Origin of the sequence: Rhizobium sp. RU36D (assembly GCF_900176345.1) — a bacterium.
GTDB lineage: Bacteria > Pseudomonadota > Alphaproteobacteria > Rhizobiales > Rhizobiaceae > Allorhizobium.
Genome location: NZ_FWXU01000005.1, coordinates 239151 through 256603, shown reverse-complemented (window position 1 = coordinate 256603; position 17453 = coordinate 239151). Strand labels below are relative to the sequence as shown.

The following is a 17453-nucleotide window of genomic DNA, read 5'->3' as shown; positions in this document are numbered from 1 at the left end:
CGGTCATCATCTCAGAACTTGCCCGTTTCTATCTTGAACACGTCAGGTTTCTTGGCGTCGTTGATGTAGTAGAGCACCAGAGCATTGGGCGTCAGGTTCTTCTGAGTGCCTTCGCCGGTATAGGTGCCCTGCAGGAGGAGCATCGCGGTGTTGTCGTCCTTGTCAGTCCCGCGGAACATGATGATGCCCGCATCCACCGCCGCGCCGCTGACGACCGTTTGCGGCAGGTAGCCCTGACCGTTGAAATAGCCCTGCAACACATTGGCATTGGAAAGAAGCCGGTCTGGATTGAGCGCGGTATCCGTCTGCGCCGACCACAGCAACACCACCTGGATCAGCTTCTTGGACTTGTAGCCAAACACATAAGAGACGCTGCCGGTGCCCGCGCCCTCGAACAGATCCGGCACGAGGACGTTGAAAAGCTTCGTCTTTTCGGCGGCGTTTTCCTGCTCCTGGATACGGTCGGCTATGTCCTTGCCAAAATCCGCCTTGATGGCCGCGCGCACAGCCGCTTCATCCATGCCGAACTGCGCCGACCGGAAGCCGGTGAGGTCGACAGGCTGAACGGCAGGCGCGGCCGCAGGATTGGCTGCCGTGGTCTTGGGGGCTTCGGTGGCGGCGATAGCATGCAGCGGCATGATGCAAAGCGCGGCTGCGATCAGCCCGGCGATAGGGTGCTTTCTCATGCGTCCAGTCCTTTGCGTGCGGCGTCAAACTTCGCGCTCAACCGGCCAACGGAGCCCATGCTGATCAACTGCGCATAGATCGCCGGAAGGTGTCCGGCCTTGCGAAGCTTGTCGAACTCCTTCGAAGACAGGGCGTTCAGTTTCTCCTCGTCGATGGAGAACAGGCCATGCACCGATGTGGCCGCACCTTGCGACCGTACGTCAATCGTGACGGACTTCAGCAGACCCATGCTCTGGATCGTCTCGCAGAACTCCTCGGAGCGACGGCTGGCCTCGTAATAGGCATTGACCAGGCCGACCTGGTTGTTGAGGTAGGCTGTCTGTTCGTCATCGGTGAAGAAGGCTTCGCCTCGCTCCTCGTTCAGCCCCTCGAAATCCTGGTCGATGCAGATGATTGGGTCGGCACCTTCGATGTCGCCGCGGATGAACGGGTAGCGCCGCAGGAATGCCGGCACATAGCTGCCATCCCACAAGCCTTCCTGTGTCACGAGCAGGTTCTGCCCGGCGGAAAGGCCGACAACGAAGACCGCGTTGAGCCGCTGCGTGCCGGGCAGGAACAGAATGACCAGTTCACGGCACGCGGCCGAAAACTCATCCGTGACCGCGGGAATGAACTGCGTGCCCTCTGCAAAGCCATAGGGACGGCTTGGGCTTTCCAGTCGCGCAAGCTTGTGCCTGCTGCGATCGAGAGGAACGATGTTGCGATAAAAGAGCGGATTTTCTCGTGTCATGGTCCTACCTGTTTTCCAGCCGCACGACATCATTCGGCGCATACGTGATGCGCCGGCTGCCCTGCCTGATCTGACTGCTTTCTGCCGGCCTGTCTTGCGACCGGATAACATGCGCAACCGGTCGGCCGTTGCCAGAACGGCGCAACTGGTGGTCGCTTTGTTAAGTCGAAAGCTACGAAGTCGACCCTTTTTGGTCAACAACGGCAGTCCAATTATTATTGGGTGAATTCTTGTGGTCCGGCTTAAGGTTAACCGGCGTCACCGGCCCTGAAATACTGAAAAGCCGGCCATCGGCGCGGTCTCAGCTTGTGTGTGGTACATGGTCTATAGGTGGGTCGTCGCTTCAGTGACCGATGGCAAAACGGTGTGGTCACAGGCCGGATTGAGATTGCTGAGCCACAAACGAAATCGGCCCCGAAGAGTGTTCTTCGAGGCCGAGGGAGGGATGCGCGGCAGTTACTTGACGGCGGCGACAGCCGCGTCAATACGTTCGCGTGCCTTCTTGGGCAGCTTTTCCGCATCGAATGCCGCCTGATTGGCAGCCGGCGCGTCGCCGACCAGGATCGCGGCGACCATGCCCATGCCGACATGGGGCGAGCATTTTACGCCGTAGAGGCCGGGCACATCGAAGGTCACCTTGATCGACTCGCTCATCTTGCCTTTGAACTCGGCAGCGCCGTCCGGGATCATGCCCTTGATGGATTCGGCATTGTGGCTCTTGTCCGTCGGCACGAAGGTCACGGTGTCGCCGGGTGCGATCTTCAGGCCGGCCGGCTCGAAGACCATGGCGCCCTGTGCGCCCTTGTTCAGCATATGCACTTCGAAATCGGCGGCCTGAGCCAGAGCCGGCAGGACGGCCGTAACGACGGCTGCGGCAACAAGTTTCGCGATAAGGCTTTTCATGGTCTGTCTCCTTGACTGGGAACACCGTGTTCCGTTGGATCAAGAAGTAGGCGCAAACGCTCATCTTTTCTTTGAGGCATATCAAACAACAAACCGCAATTGGCGACGGTGGGCTAAAGCGCGTCGCGATCTTCCAGTTTGGCTTACACGCTTTAATCCCTAGTTTTTCCGCATGTCGTGGTCGCAAAACCGCTGCACACTTTTGCGCGACATGCTCTAGTTCCGCTCCTTCACCGCCTCGGCCAGTTCCTCGAGAGCGGCCGCATCCTTGACGAGCAGCTTCTGCCGCCCGCCCTCGACCAGCCCCTTGCCCTCCCAGGCGCTGAGAATGCGAGACACGGTGTGCAGGGTGGTGCCGGTCATCTCGGCGATATCCTGGCGGGAAATGGGAAAATCGATGCGAATGCCGGTTTCTTCCCGGCGACCCGCCTTGCGCGCCAGCCGCAGGATGGTGTGCGCTACCCGCCGCTCCACTTCCTGGGTCGACATTTCCCGGATGCGCATATGGGCTTCTTCCAGCCGCTGGCCGATCGTCTGCATGGCGCTGACGGCCAGACGCGGATTGTGCTCCACGAAGTTGGGCCAGAGATCCGTGGGCCAGCCGAGCGTCACGCTTTCGGCGGCGGCGATGGCGGTTCCGGGATAATCCGGCCGCTGCAGGGCCTTGGCAAAACCGAAGAGATCGCCCGGATGGACCACGCGCACGATGATCTGCTGTCCATCCGGCGTCACCTGCGTCACCTTCAGGCGGCCATGCAGAAGCAGATAGAAACTGAGCGCCGGCGATCCCTGCTCGAACACCGTTTCACCCTGGGGCACGCGCCTTGAGGAGGCGTGCTGCAACAGACGATCGAGTTCGTCATCCTGCATGCGGTCGAACAGCGGTAGCGACTTGATGACGGTTCGGTCGATTTTCAAGTCACTCTCCCTGCAATTGCATCGACACATGCGATCAATCCAAGGGAAAGGCCGCCGATCCGCCCTGTCCACTTCAACAGGAGGATTCCCTGCAGATTACATTGCTAGCGCCCGACAGCATAGAGCAGAGGCGCAAACCAGCGCGTGTCTTTCACAAGCCTGAAGCCGACATTATCGGGCGGGGTGCCAACAGCGCATCCGCCACCCTTGGGATCGCGCACGAAGGAACTGAGCGGCGCCCGGTGCTTGCCGGCGGCAATATAGACGCCGCAGGCGTCCGAAATCGCTGCCGATGAAGCACGCCCTGCCAGATCGACGCGCCGATTGCAGGACGCCGTCCATTCCCAGACATTGCCGCCGAAATCGGACAATCCATGCTCGCTCTCGCCGAAGTGACCGAAGGGCTGGGGTTCCGGGACGCGGGAGGCCTTGCGGGCGGCCTCGCGCTCGTAATCCGCAAGCCAGCGCAGAGCCGGGTTTCTGCTGTCGCCATCGACGCCTAAAGCATCATCGAGAACTTTGGAGCCAGCCGCATAGGCCAGTTCGACATCCTTAGGCAACCGCCAGACGTCGCCGGTCTTTTCCGAGAGCCAGGCCGCATATTGCACGGCGTCGTCATGGCTGACGCCGGTGACGGGCAGGTCGTCACCCGGGCTAGCCTCGGCATCCCTGGGCAGGCATGCCTGCTCTGCGACGCATTGGTCGTAGTCTGTGGCGCCGACCTGGAATTTCATGATGGTGACTGCCGCCATCTCCCGGCGGGTCTTGGGTCCATCGACGGCATAGCCATCGCGGTAGAATTCGCCGAATTCGCGGTAGTCAAATGAACCTGCCGGCACGGTGATCACCAGTGGTCCGGGCATCGCAGGAGGAGAAAGATCAACGAGCCTTGTCTGCACCGCCAGGGCGCCGGAGAGGACGCCGATCAGCGCGATCGGGACGAACAGGGATGCCGTTGATGACAGGAAATCGGGGAGAATGCTCGAGGTGGCCATGGCCGCATTCCTTGGGGAATGAAAGGAGGCGCGTGCCCGACGAGGCCGGGCGCGCACCGAAATCATCGCGATCAACCGTTGGGCGCGACCACCGCGGTCATCAGATCGTCATTCCACGGACCGGTAACCTTGAAGTGGGCGGCTGCACCCAGCTCAAACGCTTCGATCAGGTTGTGGTTGACATAGGCGTAGATGCCGGGCTGCTGGAAGGTGTAGTAGGCCGCACCGGCTGCACCGCCAGGGATGAACCAGGTTTCCTGGTCAAGCTCCGGAGGATTGGCGAACTTGCCGGTGGCCCAAACATAGTCGCCATGGCCGCCGATCAGGTGCGGGCGGGTGTCGCGATTGGCCTGCGAATGGACTATGAGGACGCGCTCGCCGACTTTTGCCGTCATCGCATTTTCGCCGGTCAGGGCACCCTTGGCGCCGTTGAAGACGATGTGCGTGGGGGTCAGTGTCTTCATCACTTCAAGCACGTCAGGATAGGCATCGCCGGCGCTTTCATACTTCTTGAAATTGCCCTGCTCGTCCTTCGGAACATAGAAATCCTGCTCGCCGATATAATAGACCTTGTCGTAGACCAGATCGTTACCCTTGTGGTCCTTCAGGCCGTCGCGCGGCAGCACCATGATGGCACCGTTCATGCCCGAGGTAACGTGCCAAGGCACCATGCCGGGAGGTGCGCAATGGTAGACGAAAACGCCGGCCTTGGTGGCCTTGAAGCGCAGCACCGCCGTCTCGCCGGGATTGACCACGGTCAGCGCACCGCCGCCAAGCCCGCCAGTCGCCGAGTGGAAGTCAATATTGTGCTGCAGGCTGTTGGTGTCGGGGTTGACCAGGGTCAGCTCGACGTAATCGTCCTGATGCACCACCATCAGCGGTCCGGGAACCGAGCCGTCGAAGGTCATGGCATGGACTTCGGTGCCCTCGTCATCGACGATGATCTTCTTTTCCTGGATGGTGAGCTTGAATTCGACCACCTTCGAGGCACCCGTCGCCTTCTGGCTATGGGTGTGCACGAAGGGGGGACGTGCCAGTTCAACCTTTACCCGTTCCAGTTTCGCGATATCGGTTGCCGTGGCTGCGGCATTGGTCTTGATGTCGCCGCCTTCGGCCTTGGCAACGGATGCGGCAAGAACGGGAGCGAGGGCGCCGGCGATTGCAACGCCAGTCAGCATATTGCGGCGGGTGAGATTGAAGCTATCAGACATAGGAGTATCTCCTTTCCAAGATGCGGAGCCGAATTTGCTCCGTTGATCTGGTTTTTACATCGGTTTCGGAATTTCTATTTTGCGCCAGCACAAAGAACTCATGACGACCCCTGCGTCATTCTGTCCCAAACGATAATTCGCAAAAGAAATTTGATCTCAATCAAAACAATACTTGGACTTGCACTTTCGCAATGAACGCAGGCGCAAAGCGGCATAGGGGGGTACCGGCTCGACAGAAAGGAAGTCCGATGCCCAGACAACGTCCGCCCGGCGGCATTCCGCGTGGCCCCGCTCAGACGGGGCCGACCCTTTTTTCCTATGGTTTTCGCCCGTTTTATCTCAGCGCCGCCATCTGGGCTGTCCTGGAGATGATCCTGTGGCTGCTTGCGCTGTCAGGCCGGATCTCCCTTGGCGGGGAGGCCGGTGCGGCAGCGTGGCACGCCCATGAGATGCTGTTCGGCTTTGCGCCTGCGGTCTTGTGCGGCTACCTGCTGACCTCAGTTCCCAATTGGACGGGACAGCTACCGGTATCGGGCCCTCCCCTGATGGCGCTTTGGGGCCTATGGTGCGCAGGCCGCCTGGCGATGTCGCTTTCGGCGGCGTCCTATCCGCTATCGGCGGCCATCGACTGGCTATTCCTGCCGGTGCTGCTGATGATCTGCCTGCGGGAGGTTGTCGCGGGGCGCAAATGGAAGGACCTGAAAGCGGTTGCGGCGCTTCTGGCCCTGACTTTGGCCAATACGCTCCACCACTGGACCGGCATGACGACGGGAGACACCGGCATAGCTACCCGCCTCGCGCTGTCGGTCTACCTTCTGCTGATCAGCGTGATCGGCGGGATGATGGTCCCGAGCTTCACACGCAACTGGCTCAACCGGCAGGGCAGCCAAAACTTTCCGGCAAGCCAGGGCCGGTTTGACAAAGCCGCGGTGATGGTCGGTCTCGTCGCCTTGCTTGCCTGGACCCTAGCCCCCGAGACTGCCGTGACGGCCACGGCCGCCTGTGTCGCAGGCAGCCTCCACGCGATCCGTCTTTCCCGGTGGAAGGGAGCGGCAACCTTCCGCACGCCCCTGGTCCTTGCGCTGCACGTGGCCTATGCCTGCTTGCCGCTGGGATTGTTCGGCGTCTGCGCCTCCGCGCTGGGTTACGTCGCCCCACCGTCGGTGCTGCATCTCTTCGGCGTGGGCGCCGTGGCCGGCATGATGCTCGTGGTGATGACCCGCTCGACGCTCGGCCACACGGGCAGGCCGCTGCAAGCCTCTGGGCTGACCGCACTATCGCACGTATCGTTGTTTCTCACAGCCGTTCTCCGTCCCCTGGCGGATATCATCCCGTCGGTTGGCGGCTTCCTGGTGATGGCGGCAGGGCTGGCCTGGCTTCTTGCCTTTGGCCTGTTCCTTGTTGAATTCGGCCCGCTGCTTGTGAGCACCAGACGGCAAGCGCGCGGTCAGGAATGATCGAGGTCCCCGATCCGGATCAACATCCGATAGGCCGAGCCGGCCTCATCGTAATTGCCCACCCACTGGTGCCCGCGGCGTTCCAGTTCCGGCATCAGAAACACAGGCTCCCTGGAAAACACCGCAAAAAGCACCTCTCCTGGCTCCATCAGCTCGGTCCGGGACAGAACTTTTTCCATGGGCTCGGGCGCCTCCAGGGTGGTGAGATCGAGCTGCCACAGCGGGTCGGGCCAGGCAGCAGCCTCTTCGGCGCCCATCGACAAGCGAACGTCCGCCACCTCTTTTGCCCTAGGAGAAAAATGCACCTCCCAGTCGCCATCTCCCAGGGGATTGGCCTCGCCGACAAAACCGCGCCGATCCATGACGGTGAACAGCGGATCGGGACGAAAGGTGGCGATCAGCCTCAGGCCCTCTCCTGGACCAAGGGATTTGACCGCCTCCATGATGGCGGGGAACGGCTCTCCGCCGCCACGCAGGATCGGTCGCACATCGAGTTCCCTGAAGATCTGAGCCATTCCCGTTCTCCTTGAACATGCGGATCGAAGCGGATTGTATCCGTATCATCCGGCAATGTGGAGTGCGGCTGTTCGTCTGGCAAACCTGATGACGGCGAGCCGCATCCAATCTCGATCTACGAATGACCGCCGCCACAATTGCAGTTGCATCCGTCATGCTTCAGCCGGGCGATTTCCACCCGCCAGAGATCCGGTCCCCGCTGCAGATACTCCCAGCCGAACATTCCCGAAAACATGCTCTCGAGGTGATAGCGCAGCGGCACCGGATCATGATCCACGGTCAGCAGAACAGCGCCTCCTGGCGCCAGCGAATTGAGCATGCCGAAGATTCGGGGATGACGTTCACCGTGAGGAATATCGCGAACGTCAATGGAAGGCATCTGGTCAACAGTCAAAGTCATGCAGCTCTGGTCCTTCTTGGATCGATCAAGGGAAGTATCGCCACCAACAGGTAGCCTTGCATGTGTAAGTCTTCGGCCGCTGGGAAACGTTGTCGCGCAACAAAGAAGATGCATCTTGCACCAAGGTCTGACGGCGCCTGATGGACGGCGATAAAACAGGAAAGGCCCGACTCCCGTGAATTGACCGGTGCGTCGGGCCTTTCCATCAGGTCTCGTCGGACCCCTAACCGACGAGACTGCGGTAGATCGCCGGCAGGGCGGCCGGCAATCTGCCGATTTTTGGAACCACGGCAAATCCGTGTTGTCCGAAGACGGCGGGAAAATAGGACTTCGCATCGCTGTCGATGGTCACGCCGAAGACGCGGACACCCTTGCGCCGTGCTTCCATGACGGCACGCCGGCTGTCTTCCAGCGCAAACCGTCCCTCATAGTGGTCGACATCGTTGGGCTTGCCGTCCGTCAGCACCAGCAGCAGCTGCCGCCGGTTCGGCTGTTTCAATAGCTCGGCGGTAGCGTGACGGACCGCGGCACCGATGCGGGTGTAGTAGCCCGGCTTCAGCGCAGCGATCCGGCGCCGCACGGCAGGCCCCATCGGTTCGTCAAAGCTCTTCACGGTGTCCACACGGACCCAGTTGCGACGGCGCGAAGTGAAGGTCAGGATCGAATGGTTATCACCGCAGGCCGATAAGCCCTCGGCCAGAACGGTCAAGGCTTCCTTTTCGACATCCAGAACCCGCAGGTTGTCGAACCAGGCGTCGGTGGACAAGGAAACGTCGACCAGCAGCGTCACCGCGAGGTCATGGGCCTGTGGGCGGCTTGCAAGGTAGATGCGGTCGGAACATTCCCCGCCCGCGGCAAAGTCGACCCGGCTGCGGACCACGGCGTCGAGGTCGAGGTCTGCTCCATCGGCCTGGGCCCGCAGCAATTCATGTTTCGGTCTCATGACTTCGAACTGGCGAAGGACACTGCGGACGAGGCGCCGGGTCTCCGCCCCCATTTCCTCAGCGGCGTCACCGTCGGGCGCCGTGGCGGCAACCACGCGGCAATGGTCCTTGAGATAGGCGCCGCGGCGATAATCCCATTCCGGATAGGTCAGGTCTGCCTTCAGCGCCGTCGGGTCAACGGCCTCGGGCGGCAGGTCGAGATCAAAGCGAAAGCGCGCCGAAGGCCTTCCCTTGCGTTCGCCGAGCGTCATTTCATCGAGTTCGTCTGCGGCGGTCGCGTCATGATCGTCGCTGTCGTCGCTGGGCCTGTCGACATTGACCATCTCCACCATGGCCAGGATCTTTTCGAACCGGTTCAGAATGAAGGGGCTGCGCTCTCCGCGCTGCTGGGAATCCTTCTCCCGCACGGCGATATGCCGTCCCCCCGCCTGCCCGTCGCCCTTGCTCTGAGATGATGGCTGATCTTCCTCTCGGCGCGGCTCGCAAGTCTCGCGCAGCAAGGCGTCGGGCCATAGCGGCACAGGCAACATCGGCAGATAGCCGGGCGGCGCGCGGTCGGGGAATGTCTCATGGGCATGGAGCGGCGCCAGACCGCTGCCGGCCCTCAGGAGATCAACAACCCGCCGCTCGACCAGGTCTTCCACGCGGGGCAGCTTGCCACGTCCTCGCGCGGTAAGAAGCGCCGCGCACAGATCGGCATAGAGGGTGGCAAGGCCCGGAAAGGCTTCAAGAACCCTTGCAACATTGCTTTCGGCACGGTCGATCCGGGCGAGATCGGTCAGGAGCGGATCGGCACAGGCGATCGGCTCCCGTGGCATCACCGCCAGGACGGCGGCAAGCCAGATATAGAGATCGCGGTTTAAGCGCCGCTGCGGCAGGAGATCCAGCACGGGCGGCAGCAGCAGCGAGGCATCGTCCCGGCAAGGCTGCGTCAGCTTCTCCTCGCCGAGCCCCAGCTTCTGCCTGAGCTTCAGCCGGTGCGAGGACGCTCGCCCGCGCGCCGGCACGATCTGCACCGTGCTTTCGCCGCCAAGACCCCGAAACAGAGGGGCAAGCATGGGCTGAATATCCTCCAACCGGACGGCCTCCGACGGGTATCGCGGCCAGGTTCGAGTGTCACCGGCCAGGCCGTGCCACATCCGGCCGACCGTCTCTTCGAGTTCCAGGAAGTCCAGCATGGAGGTTCTCAGCGGATCACCGCATTGGCGAGTTCAAACAGGGCGGCCCGGATGTCAGGCTCGTCCGTCAACGGCTCGATCATAGCCGAGCGCACCGCATCCCTGGCCGGCAGACCGGCATCGATGAGGCTGGCGCAATAGACCAGCAAACGGGTCGACACGCCCTCTTCCAGGTCGTGGCCCTTCAGGGCGCGCAGGCGCTGCGCCAGCACCACCAGTGGCTCCACCTTGGAAGGCGGCAGGCCGCTTTCGGCGGAGACCACTTCGATCTCGCGATCCCTCGGCAGGAAATCGAACTCGATCGCCACGAAACGCTGGCGTGTGGAGGGCTTCAACGCCTTCAAGAGGTTCTGATAGCCGGGATTGTAGGAGACCACGAGCATGAAGGAAGGCGGTGCCGCCAATTCCTCGCCGGTTCGTTCCAGCGGCAGGATGCGTCGGTCGTCGGTCAGGGGATGCAGAACGACGGCCACGTCCTTGCGCGCCTCGACGACTTCGTCGAGATAGCAAACACCGCCGTCCCGGACGGCCCGCGTCAGCGGTCCGTCGATCCAGATCGTCTCTCCGCCTTTCAGCAGATAGCGACCCGTGAGATCGGCAGCGGCAAGATCGTCATGGCAGGATACGGTGGTCAGCGGCAGGCCTAGCTTCGCCGCCATATGGCTGACGAAACGCGTCTTGCCGCAGCCCGTCGGCCCCTTGAGAAGCAGCGGCAGCTGCCGCGTCCAGGCGGTTTCGAACAGGGCGCATTCGTTTCCGACCGGGGCATAGGCGGGAATTTCGGGAAGCGGATGGCGAAGCATGAGGTTCATGGGGGTGCCTCGATGAAGTGCGGGTTCGGGGAAGCGGGGTTCGGTGACGGCTAACCGTCACCGAACATCGTGGGATCACTCGGCCGGCTGGGCCAGGGCCGCGGGCACGACATCACGGGTCTTTCCGGGCACCAGGATCGCCCAGATGAACATCAGCGCCGAGATCAGCACGAAGACGCCGGAGCCAAGGCGGATCCAGTAGAAGAAGGCCAGTTGATCCTGGACCGCCATGTAGCTCTCGCCCAGGATGCGTTGCAGGTGCACCTGCAGCACGCCGGCAAAGGTCAGCGCGAAGGTCATGACCGACATGGCCGTGCACATCATCCAGAAGCTGACGATCGAAAGCCACTGGTTGAACGGCGCCCGGCTGCGGATTTCCGGCACGGCATAGGCCATGACAGCGAGGTTCAGCATGACATAGGCACCGAAGAAGGCGAGGTGGCCGTGGGCCGCTGTCACCTGCGTGCCATGGGTGTAATAGTTCACCGAGGACAGGGTGTGCAGGAAGCCCCAGACGCCGGCACCGAAGAAGGCCATGACCGAGCAACCGATCGACCAGAGAAGTGCCGCCCGGTTCGGGTGCTTGCGGCCGGCTTTCCAGGTCATCACGAAGGTGAAGATCACCATGGTGAAGAAGGGCGCGACCTCAAGCGTGGAGAACAGCGAGCCGATCCACTGCCAGTAGCCCGGGGCGCCGATCCAGTAATAGTGGTGGCCTGTGCCCAGGATGCCCGAAAACAGGGCGAGGCCGACGATGACATAGAGCCACTTCTCCACCACTTCGCGGTCGATGCCGTTGAGCTTGATCATCAGGAAGGCGAGCACGGAGGCCATGATCAGTTCCCACACGCCTTCGACCCAAAGATGCACGACATACCACCAATACATCTTGTCGAGCGCGAGGTTGATCGGATTGTAGAAGGCGAACAGGAAGAAGATCGCCACGCCCCACAGCCCGAAGATCAGGATGTTGGTAACGACGGTCTTTCGCCCCTTGAGCGTCGTCATGGTGACGTTGAAGAGGAACATCAACGCGACGATGACGATGCCGACCTTGATGGCGAAGGGCTGCTCGAGAAATTCGCGCCCCTCATGGATGTGGAACAGATAGCCCACGACGGCGACGGCAGCGGCGACCAGAAAGATCCAGAACTGCGCGATCGCCAGCTTCGGCGAGTATAGTTCCGTCTCCGCTTCCTCCGGAAGGAGGTAATAGGTCGATCCCATGAAGCCCATGAGAAGCCAGACGATCAGTGCGTTGGTATGGATCATGCGCACGATGTTGAAGGGCAGAAGCTCCGACAGCGTGTTGGGCAGAACATAAATGGTGCCGGCCAGCACGCCGAACAGCACCTGGGCGAGGAACAGGCCGAGCGCGCCGTAGAAATACAGCATCGCGACCTTCTGGGTTTGATATTTCATGGCAAGTCTCCTTGGGTCACGTCGGCTCAGCCCGCCTCGTTCGGCGGCCAGTTCTGGGTCTTGATCTTGCTGGTCCATTCCAGGAAGTCGGCGAGGTCGTTGACTTCCTCGTCGGTCAGGTGGAATTGCGGCATCTGCCGACGGCCTTCGATGCCGCTCGGTTGCGCCGCCATCCAGGAGCGCAGGGTTTCACGCGCGCCATCGCGATCTTCGGCGCCGCCCCAGCGGGTCCAGACATTGCCGAGTTCGGGCGCGAAATAGGCGCCCTCGCCCAGCAATGTGTGGCAATTGATGCAGGCATTCTTTTCCCAGACATGCTTGCCGCGGGCCACGCTGTCGGTCAGCGTCGTCTCGTCAGTGGATGTGGTCCGCATGTAGTAGTGGCTGTGGGCGGTGAGCCCCACGAATATCGCAAAGAAGAACACGGAGCCGCCGTAGAAGACGTTGCGTGCCCCGGTCTTGGTCAGGCGCTCTGCCATACCTTCGTCCTTTCAGTCGCCGGCCATTCGAGAGGCGGCATAAAATCCCCCGCCGGATTTTCTTGCCGGCGATCCCCTCGCCTGCAGTGCGGGACAATCACGTTGTAGCGAGATGGAAAAAGCCTTCTTTGCGCTTGTGCAAACAAGACGGCAGTCTCTAGCCCAGCACGGCCAGCGCGATCCATTTCACCAGTGCCAGCGAAAGAAGCCCGACGGGCCAGGCCAGCACGGCGTTGCGCAGTCCGGCATGGGCGCTGCGCAGCTCCAGAAAATCGAGGATGACGAACCGGCTCTTGACGAAGGCCATCAGCAGCACGGCCGCAATCGGTACGACCGTCGGGCCCGCGAGGGCTGAGACGATCGCGCTGCCGGTTGCGAGCACCAGAAGCAGCATCAGGATACCAAGTAGTTCCTCACGGTCCCTGCGGGTCATGACAGCCTCACGCGAGATAGAGAATGGGGAACATGACGAGCCACACCAGATCGATGGCGTGCCAAAGCGTGGCGATCAGCACCACATTTCCCGGCATCGGCCGCCAGGCGACGAGCGCCAGCAGCAGGGAACCAAAGATCACATGCAGCAGGTGAAAGCCGGTGATGATGAAATAGAGCTCGAAGAAGGTCGAAAGCGTCGCATCCGCGGCAAAACGGATTTCCCCTGTATATTCGATGCACTTGATCGCAACGAAGACCAGGCCCAGCACCGCGGCGATGGCCAGGGGCCGCCGGACACGGACGACATCCTGCCGGCGGCGCAGCGCGACCGCCGCCAGATAGCCGCTCGACAGCAGCACCATTGTATTGGCGGCCGCCAGGCCCGGGCTTAAATGCAAACGCGCCAGCTCGAAGGCTTGCGCATTGACGCTGGAAACAACCAGGAACGACACCAGCAGGATGCCAAAGGCGATCAACTCGCTCCACACCAGCACCCACAACAAAAGCCGGTCGTCTTCACCCGCATTGCCTTGAACAACAATCGCCATATCGGTTCTCCCTGATGGCGACAGTCCTAAGCGAAGCAATCGCGGGCTACTTTGCGCGGCCGCAAAGAAGGAGGGGGAAAGTTGGTTCAAGGTCCATCCCAGTGAAATGGAGCCCAGACCATGACAGACGCCCAAATCGGCCTACTGGTGGCAACACCCGTCATCATCGCCTTCGCGCTGACCCTTTACCGAATGGGTGTGTTGCAGCGAGGCGGCGCCTTGTCGGCCGTTGCGGCATCAGTGGCCATTGCGACCGTGCTGTTTCTTGGCCAGTAGGAGGAGGTTTCGATGCCGGAAGCCCATGCTTGCCTGACTGCCGAAGACGTCGCCCGCCTGGAGCGCTACCATCAGCGGCTGCTCAGCCTGTGCATCCAGCTGGAAGAAGCCGCAGCGGAGCTTGATGACGGCCGCGTGCCGCAGGACCTGTTCGAGACGACCGAGCGGATATTGCCGCTGCTCGCCGTGGCCCAGGAGTTCGAAGAGCGGATCTTCTTTCCCGATTTCGACCGCAATGCCGGCTCCTGCTTCGCAGCCATGATGATCGAAAAGCTGAAGGCCGAACATCGCTGCGATCATCGGGCCGCAGAAGAGCTGTCCCTGACGCTTCAATCCCTGTGGAGGGGGCGCTGCAAGCTGGCATTCCCCGTCGTGTCTTCCATGCTCCGGGGTTTCCAGGAATGCCTCCGGCGCCACATCTCGGCCGAGCAACTGATTTTGGAAAGCCTGCTGGTGGCCGAGGCCGAGGGCCGGGAGATGCTGGCGTGACCGAATTGCTCGTGTCCCTCGCGGTCTTCCTGTTGCTGCATTCGCTGCCAGCCATGCCCCAGGCTCGGGCCGTCATCATCGCCTCCGTCGGCAGGAAAACCTATCTGGCCACCTATTCGGCGGTCTCGATCATCGTCATGCTCTGGGTGCTGAAGGCCGCCCTGAGCAGCGACTACATTCCTCTTTGGGATGCAGCGGCATGGCAGGCGCAGGTCACGCTTGTTTCAGCGCCAGCGGGGCTGTTCCTGGTGCTGGCGGGTCTCTTCAGCGCCAATCCAGCATCCGTCACCCTGCGGGGCGGCCAGCAATGGGGGGCGATCACCGCCGTCACCCGCCACCCCGTGCTATGGGGCTTCATCCTCTGGTCGCTTGGCCATCTTGCGCCCAACGGCGATCTGCGTTCGCTCATTCTCTTCGGCGGGCTCGGCATGTTTTCGGTGGCTGGCCTTGTGGTGCTGGATAGGCGCGCCCGGCGCAGGCTGGGCAACGGATGGTCCGAAGTCGCGGCCACGACATCGCTTGTCCCCTTCGCCGCCATATTTTCCGGCCGCAGCCGCCCCAGCGTCGATACACCTATGATCCTCGCCCTTTGCATCACCGCAGCTATCACCGGATGGCTCCTGACGAGCGGTCACGCCACCCTGTTTGGTGCAGATCCGCTGAGCGCCGCCGGATACTGATCATGCGCCTCCCACAGCCGCAGAACCCTACCGGACGCGCCGCGAACGCGGTCAAAGAGACGCCAAACATGCCTTGGCTTGTTTTCCAGAAGGAAATCACCGAGGCGTCTTTGACATTGGTCAATTTCCGGCTATGTGAACAACTAATGGGCGAAGTTCACATCGGATGCTCAAAATGTCGACTTGGAGTATGCCAGGAGTGCAGAACCGGTTCATTAGGGCCGTTTTTTCCAGCCGCTTCGAGGGCGCAGCCGGTTATGTGCTCGCTGTCGTCGCCGTGACGCTGGTCTTTTCGCTGCGGCTGGCGCTGAGGCCGGTGCTGGGCGAAGCTCCGATCTTCATCCTGTTTGTTCCAGTGCTTCTGATCGTGGCCGTGGCCGGAGGTTTCGGCCCGGGGCTATTGTCACTGGTCCTCTCGATGGCTGGCGCCATCTTCATCGCCGGTGTTGCGAATGCCGCCTGGGTGCAGGTCTTCGTCTTTGTCCTGGTGGGCCTGACCATCGTCTGGATGGGCGAAATGCTGCATGGCGCGCGGCGCGTCCTGGACGAAACGGAAATCGCCCTGAAGTCCCGTGAGGCCCATCTTCGTTCCATCCTCGACACAGTGCCCGACGCAACCGTCGTGATCGACGAGCGCGGTCGCATATCGTCGTTCAGCGCCGCCGCGATCCGTCAATTCGGCTATACGGAAGAAGAAGTGGTGGGCCGCAATGTCGATATCCTGATGCCGGAGCCGTACCACAGCGAACATGATCGCTATATGGGCCGATATATGACGACGGGCGAGAAACGGATCATCGGCGTCGACCGCGTGGTCGTCGGCCGGCGCAAGGACGGCTCTACCTTCCCAATGAAGCTCTCCGTCGGCGAGATGACATCGCCTGCAGGCCGATTTTTTACAGGCTTTATCCGGGACCTGACGGAGCGCGAGGAATCCGCCGCACGCCTTCAGGAAATCCAGAGCGAACTGGCCCGACTGGCGCGCCTCAACGAACTGGGCGAAATGGCCTCCACCCTCGCGCATGAGCTCAATCAGCCCCTGGCGACAATCGCCAATTACACGCAAGGCTGCGTTCGCCTGCTGGCCGATACGACGGACCCCAAAGCCGAGCAAGTGCGGGACGCCTTGGCGGAGACGGCGCGGCAATCGCTCCGCGCGGGCGAAATCATTCGCCACCTCCGCGAATTCGTCACCCGGGGTGAGACGGAAAAGTCGCGGGAGGACGTTCGCAAGCTCATCGAAGAGGCGGGCGCGCTCGCACTGGTTGGATCGCGGGAACAGGGCGTCCGGACCGTGTTCGAGTTCTCCCGGGATACGGATTTGGTACTGGTGGACAGGGTCCAGATCCAGCAGGTATTGATCAACTTGATGCGCAATGCCCTCGAGGCGATGCGCGACAGTCCGGTCAGGGAACTTGTTGTGCAGACATCGGAGGACGATCAGGGCTTCGTCTGGATCCAGGTGGCCGATACAGGTCCGGGGATATCCGACGAGATCGGCGAAAGGCTGTTCCAGCCCTTCGTCACCAGCAAAACGAGCGGGATGGGCATAGGCCTTTCGATATCCAAGCGGATCATCGAGGCCCATGGCGGGCAGATCCTGGCCCAGGGCAATGACGTCGGCGGAGCCACCTTCCGGTTCTCGCTTCCCTCGGTAGAAAAAGAGACGGCAGATGAACATTGATAGCTATGTCGTTCACGTGGTGGATGACGAAGAGGTTGTCCGCAAATCGCTGGCTTTCCTGCTGACCACGGTCGGCTTCACCGTGCGGGTGCACGGCTCCGCAACCGGCTTCCTGGAAGCGGCGGCCGGCCTTAGCAAGGCGTGCCTGGTCACGGACCTGCGTATGCCTGATATGAGCGGTGTCGAGCTGCTGGAACAGTTGCGCGAGCGTGGCCAATCGATACCCGCCATCGTCATTACCGGCCAGGGTGACGTGCCCATGGCGGTGGCAGCCATGAAAGCCGGCGCGGTCGATTTCATCGAAAAACCCTTCGAGGACGAACTGCTGATCGATGCCATCAAGCGAGCGGCAAGCCGGCTGGACGAGTCCGACAAGGTCATTGCCGATATCGGTGCGCTGCAGGAGCGGTATCGTCTTCTCAGCGAGCGGGAGATCCAGGTCATGGCTGCGGTCGTCTCCGGCCTGCCGAACAAGACGGTCGCCTATGACTTGGGGATCAGCCCAAGAACGGTGGAGGTCCACCGCGCCAACATCATGGCCAAGATGCAGGCGCGCAGCCTGCCGGAACTGGTGCGGATGGCCCTCGCGATGAACTTGATCGAGGGACAGCCGGCCCGGCCCTGAGCGGACTACGTATATTCCCTTACGAATAGAACCGAATTTCGCCTTGTCTCTGAATGCGCGATTG

20 protein-coding genes are annotated in these 17453 nt (G+C 61.6%); 6 read left to right on the top strand and 14 right to left on the bottom strand.

The features are described from left to right. Positions 1-11: 11 nt before the first annotated feature. The 6 genes from B9A97_RS08915 to nirK form a co-directional block, all read right to left on the bottom strand. Positions 12-686: a hypothetical protein gene (locus tag B9A97_RS08915; protein ID WP_084364892.1), complete on the bottom strand. Its 675-nt coding sequence runs from the start codon at positions 684-686 to the stop codon at positions 12-14. Beyond that, complete coding sequence (locus B9A97_RS08910) at positions 683-1417, bottom strand: SapC family protein (protein WP_179145252.1); 735 nt, start codon at positions 1415-1417, stop codon at positions 683-685. The genes B9A97_RS08915 and B9A97_RS08910 overlap by 4 nt, the downstream gene beginning before the upstream one ends. A gap of 456 nt (positions 1418-1873) precedes the next feature. Beyond that, positions 1874-2320: a pseudoazurin gene (locus B9A97_RS08905; RefSeq protein WP_084364888.1), complete on the bottom strand. Its 447-nt coding sequence runs from the start codon at positions 2318-2320 to the stop codon at positions 1874-1876. 216 nt (positions 2321-2536) lie between these two features. Beyond that, a complete protein-coding gene (locus B9A97_RS08900; protein ID WP_084364886.1) occupies positions 2537-3238 on the bottom strand; it encodes a Crp/Fnr family transcriptional regulator in 702 nt (233 codons plus the stop codon). Positions 3239-3342: 104 nt separating this feature from the next. Beyond that, positions 3343-4233, bottom strand: a complete 891-nt coding sequence (locus tag B9A97_RS08895; RefSeq protein WP_084364884.1) for an SUMF1/EgtB/PvdO family nonheme iron enzyme — start codon at positions 4231-4233, stop codon at positions 3343-3345. Between the two features lie 71 nt (positions 4234-4304). Continuing rightward, the gene (gene nirK, locus B9A97_RS08890) at positions 4305-5444 is read right to left on the bottom strand and encodes a copper-containing nitrite reductase (protein ID WP_084364882.1); all 1140 of its coding nucleotides are present in this window, start codon (positions 5442-5444) and stop codon (positions 4305-4307) included. Positions 5445-5692: 248 nt separating this feature from the next. On the opposite strand from nirK, the gene B9A97_RS08885 reads away from it, so the two are divergent. After that, on the top strand, positions 5693-6901 hold the full coding sequence (locus B9A97_RS08885) for an NnrS family protein (RefSeq protein WP_179145251.1): 1209 nt from the start codon (positions 5693-5695) through the stop codon (positions 6899-6901). On the opposite strand, the gene B9A97_RS08880 is transcribed toward B9A97_RS08885, so the two are convergent. The 8 genes from B9A97_RS08880 to B9A97_RS08845 all read right to left on the bottom strand — a co-directional run bounded on the left by B9A97_RS08880 (position 6892) and on the right by B9A97_RS08845 (position 13635). Next, a complete protein-coding gene (locus B9A97_RS08880) occupies positions 6892-7416 on the bottom strand; it encodes a DUF2249 domain-containing protein (protein WP_084364878.1) in 525 nt (174 codons plus the stop codon). The genes B9A97_RS08885 and B9A97_RS08880 overlap by 10 nt on opposite strands. A 116-nt stretch (positions 7417-7532) precedes the next feature. Further along, complete coding sequence (locus B9A97_RS08875) at positions 7533-7817, bottom strand: DUF2249 domain-containing protein (protein WP_084364876.1); 285 nt, start codon at positions 7815-7817, stop codon at positions 7533-7535. A gap of 223 nt (positions 7818-8040) precedes the next feature. Next, entirely contained in the window at positions 8041-9939 is a 1899-nt protein-coding gene (locus tag B9A97_RS08870; protein WP_084364874.1) for a nitric oxide reductase activation protein NorD, read from the bottom strand. An 8-nt stretch (positions 9940-9947) separates the two neighbouring features. Beyond that, on the bottom strand, positions 9948-10751 hold the full coding sequence (locus B9A97_RS08865; protein WP_084364872.1) for a CbbQ/NirQ/NorQ/GpvN family protein: 804 nt from the start codon (positions 10749-10751) through the stop codon (positions 9948-9950). 75 nt (positions 10752-10826) lie between these two features. Beyond that, positions 10827-12173, bottom strand: a complete 1347-nt coding sequence (locus B9A97_RS08860; RefSeq protein ID WP_084364870.1) for a nitric-oxide reductase large subunit — start codon at positions 12171-12173, stop codon at positions 10827-10829. A gap of 26 nt (positions 12174-12199) precedes the next feature. Further along, on the bottom strand, positions 12200-12652 hold the full coding sequence (locus tag B9A97_RS08855; protein ID WP_084364868.1) for a c-type cytochrome: 453 nt from the start codon (positions 12650-12652) through the stop codon (positions 12200-12202). Positions 12653-12809: 157 nt separating this feature from the next. Then, positions 12810-13085 carry a cytochrome C oxidase subunit IV family protein gene (locus B9A97_RS08850; RefSeq protein WP_084364866.1) on the bottom strand — a complete coding sequence of 92 codons (276 nt, stop codon included), beginning with the start codon at positions 13083-13085 and terminating at the stop codon, positions 12810-12812. Positions 13086-13092: 7 nt separating this feature from the next. Beyond that, entirely contained in the window at positions 13093-13635 is a 543-nt protein-coding gene (locus B9A97_RS08845) for a cytochrome c oxidase subunit 3 (protein WP_084364864.1), read from the bottom strand. Between the two features lie 120 nt (positions 13636-13755). Between B9A97_RS08845 and B9A97_RS29345 the strand changes: the two genes are divergently transcribed. The 5 genes from B9A97_RS29345 to fixJ all read left to right on the top strand — a co-directional run bounded on the left by B9A97_RS29345 (position 13756) and on the right by fixJ (position 17389). Then, the gene (locus tag B9A97_RS29345; protein ID WP_143530374.1) at positions 13756-13911 is read left to right on the top strand and encodes a hypothetical protein; all 156 of its coding nucleotides are present in this window, start codon (positions 13756-13758) and stop codon (positions 13909-13911) included. Positions 13912-13923: 12 nt separating this feature from the next. Then, positions 13924-14400 (top strand): hemerythrin domain-containing protein, encoded by a 477-nt coding sequence (locus tag B9A97_RS08840; RefSeq protein WP_084364862.1) that lies wholly within the window; start codon positions 13924-13926, stop codon positions 14398-14400. After that, complete coding sequence (locus tag B9A97_RS08835; RefSeq protein WP_084364860.1) at positions 14397-15080, top strand: NnrU family protein; 684 nt, start codon at positions 14397-14399, stop codon at positions 15078-15080. Before B9A97_RS08840 ends, B9A97_RS08835 begins: the two co-directional genes overlap by 4 nt. 175 nt (positions 15081-15255) lie before the next feature. Continuing rightward, on the top strand, positions 15256-16764 hold the full coding sequence (locus B9A97_RS08830; protein ID WP_084364858.1) for a PAS domain S-box protein: 1509 nt from the start codon (positions 15256-15258) through the stop codon (positions 16762-16764). Further along, positions 16760-17389, top strand: a complete 630-nt coding sequence (gene fixJ / locus B9A97_RS08825; protein ID WP_179145255.1) for a response regulator FixJ — start codon at positions 16760-16762, stop codon at positions 17387-17389. Before B9A97_RS08830 ends, fixJ begins: the two co-directional genes overlap by 5 nt. Positions 17390-17453 lie beyond the last annotated feature (64 nt).

Coding starts and splice junctions, on each gene's coding strand:
- B9A97_RS08860 (WP_084364870.1), bottom strand. CDS start 12,173: ATGAAATATCAAACCCAGAAGGTCGCGATGCTGTATTTCTACGGCGCG.
- B9A97_RS08845 (WP_084364864.1), bottom strand. CDS start 13,635: ATGGCGATTGTTGTTCAAGGCAATGCGGGTGAAGACGACCGGCTTTTG.
- B9A97_RS08830 (WP_084364858.1), top strand. CDS start 15,256: ATGTCGACTTGGAGTATGCCAGGAGTGCAGAACCGGTTCATTAGGGCC.
- B9A97_RS08865 (WP_084364872.1), bottom strand. CDS start 10,751: ATGAACCTCATGCTTCGCCATCCGCTTCCCGAAATTCCCGCCTATGCC.
- B9A97_RS08850 (WP_084364866.1), bottom strand. CDS start 13,085: ATGACCCGCAGGGACCGTGAGGAACTACTTGGTATCCTGATGCTGCTT.
- B9A97_RS08875 (WP_084364876.1), bottom strand. CDS start 7,817: ATGACTTTGACTGTTGACCAGATGCCTTCCATTGACGTTCGCGATATT.
- B9A97_RS08880 (WP_084364878.1), bottom strand. CDS start 7,416: ATGGCTCAGATCTTCAGGGAACTCGATGTGCGACCGATCCTGCGTGGC.
- B9A97_RS08895 (WP_084364884.1), bottom strand. CDS start 4,233: ATGGCCACCTCGAGCATTCTCCCCGATTTCCTGTCATCAACGGCATCC.
- B9A97_RS08855 (WP_084364868.1), bottom strand. CDS start 12,652: ATGGCAGAGCGCCTGACCAAGACCGGGGCACGCAACGTCTTCTACGGC.
- B9A97_RS08915 (WP_084364892.1), bottom strand. CDS start 686: ATGAGAAAGCACCCTATCGCCGGGCTGATCGCAGCCGCGCTTTGCATC.
- B9A97_RS08870 (WP_084364874.1), bottom strand. CDS start 9,939: ATGCTGGACTTCCTGGAACTCGAAGAGACGGTCGGCCGGATGTGGCAC.
- B9A97_RS08885 (WP_179145251.1), top strand. CDS start 5,693: ATGCCCAGACAACGTCCGCCCGGCGGCATTCCGCGTGGCCCCGCTCAG.
- B9A97_RS29345 (WP_143530374.1), top strand. CDS start 13,756: ATGACAGACGCCCAAATCGGCCTACTGGTGGCAACACCCGTCATCATC.
- nirK (WP_084364882.1), bottom strand. CDS start 5,444: ATGTCTGATAGCTTCAATCTCACCCGCCGCAATATGCTGACTGGCGTT.
- B9A97_RS08905 (WP_084364888.1), bottom strand. CDS start 2,320: ATGAAAAGCCTTATCGCGAAACTTGTTGCCGCAGCCGTCGTTACGGCC.
- B9A97_RS08840 (WP_084364862.1), top strand. CDS start 13,924: ATGCCGGAAGCCCATGCTTGCCTGACTGCCGAAGACGTCGCCCGCCTG.
- B9A97_RS08910 (WP_179145252.1), bottom strand. CDS start 1,417: ATGACACGAGAAAATCCGCTCTTTTATCGCAACATCGTTCCTCTCGAT.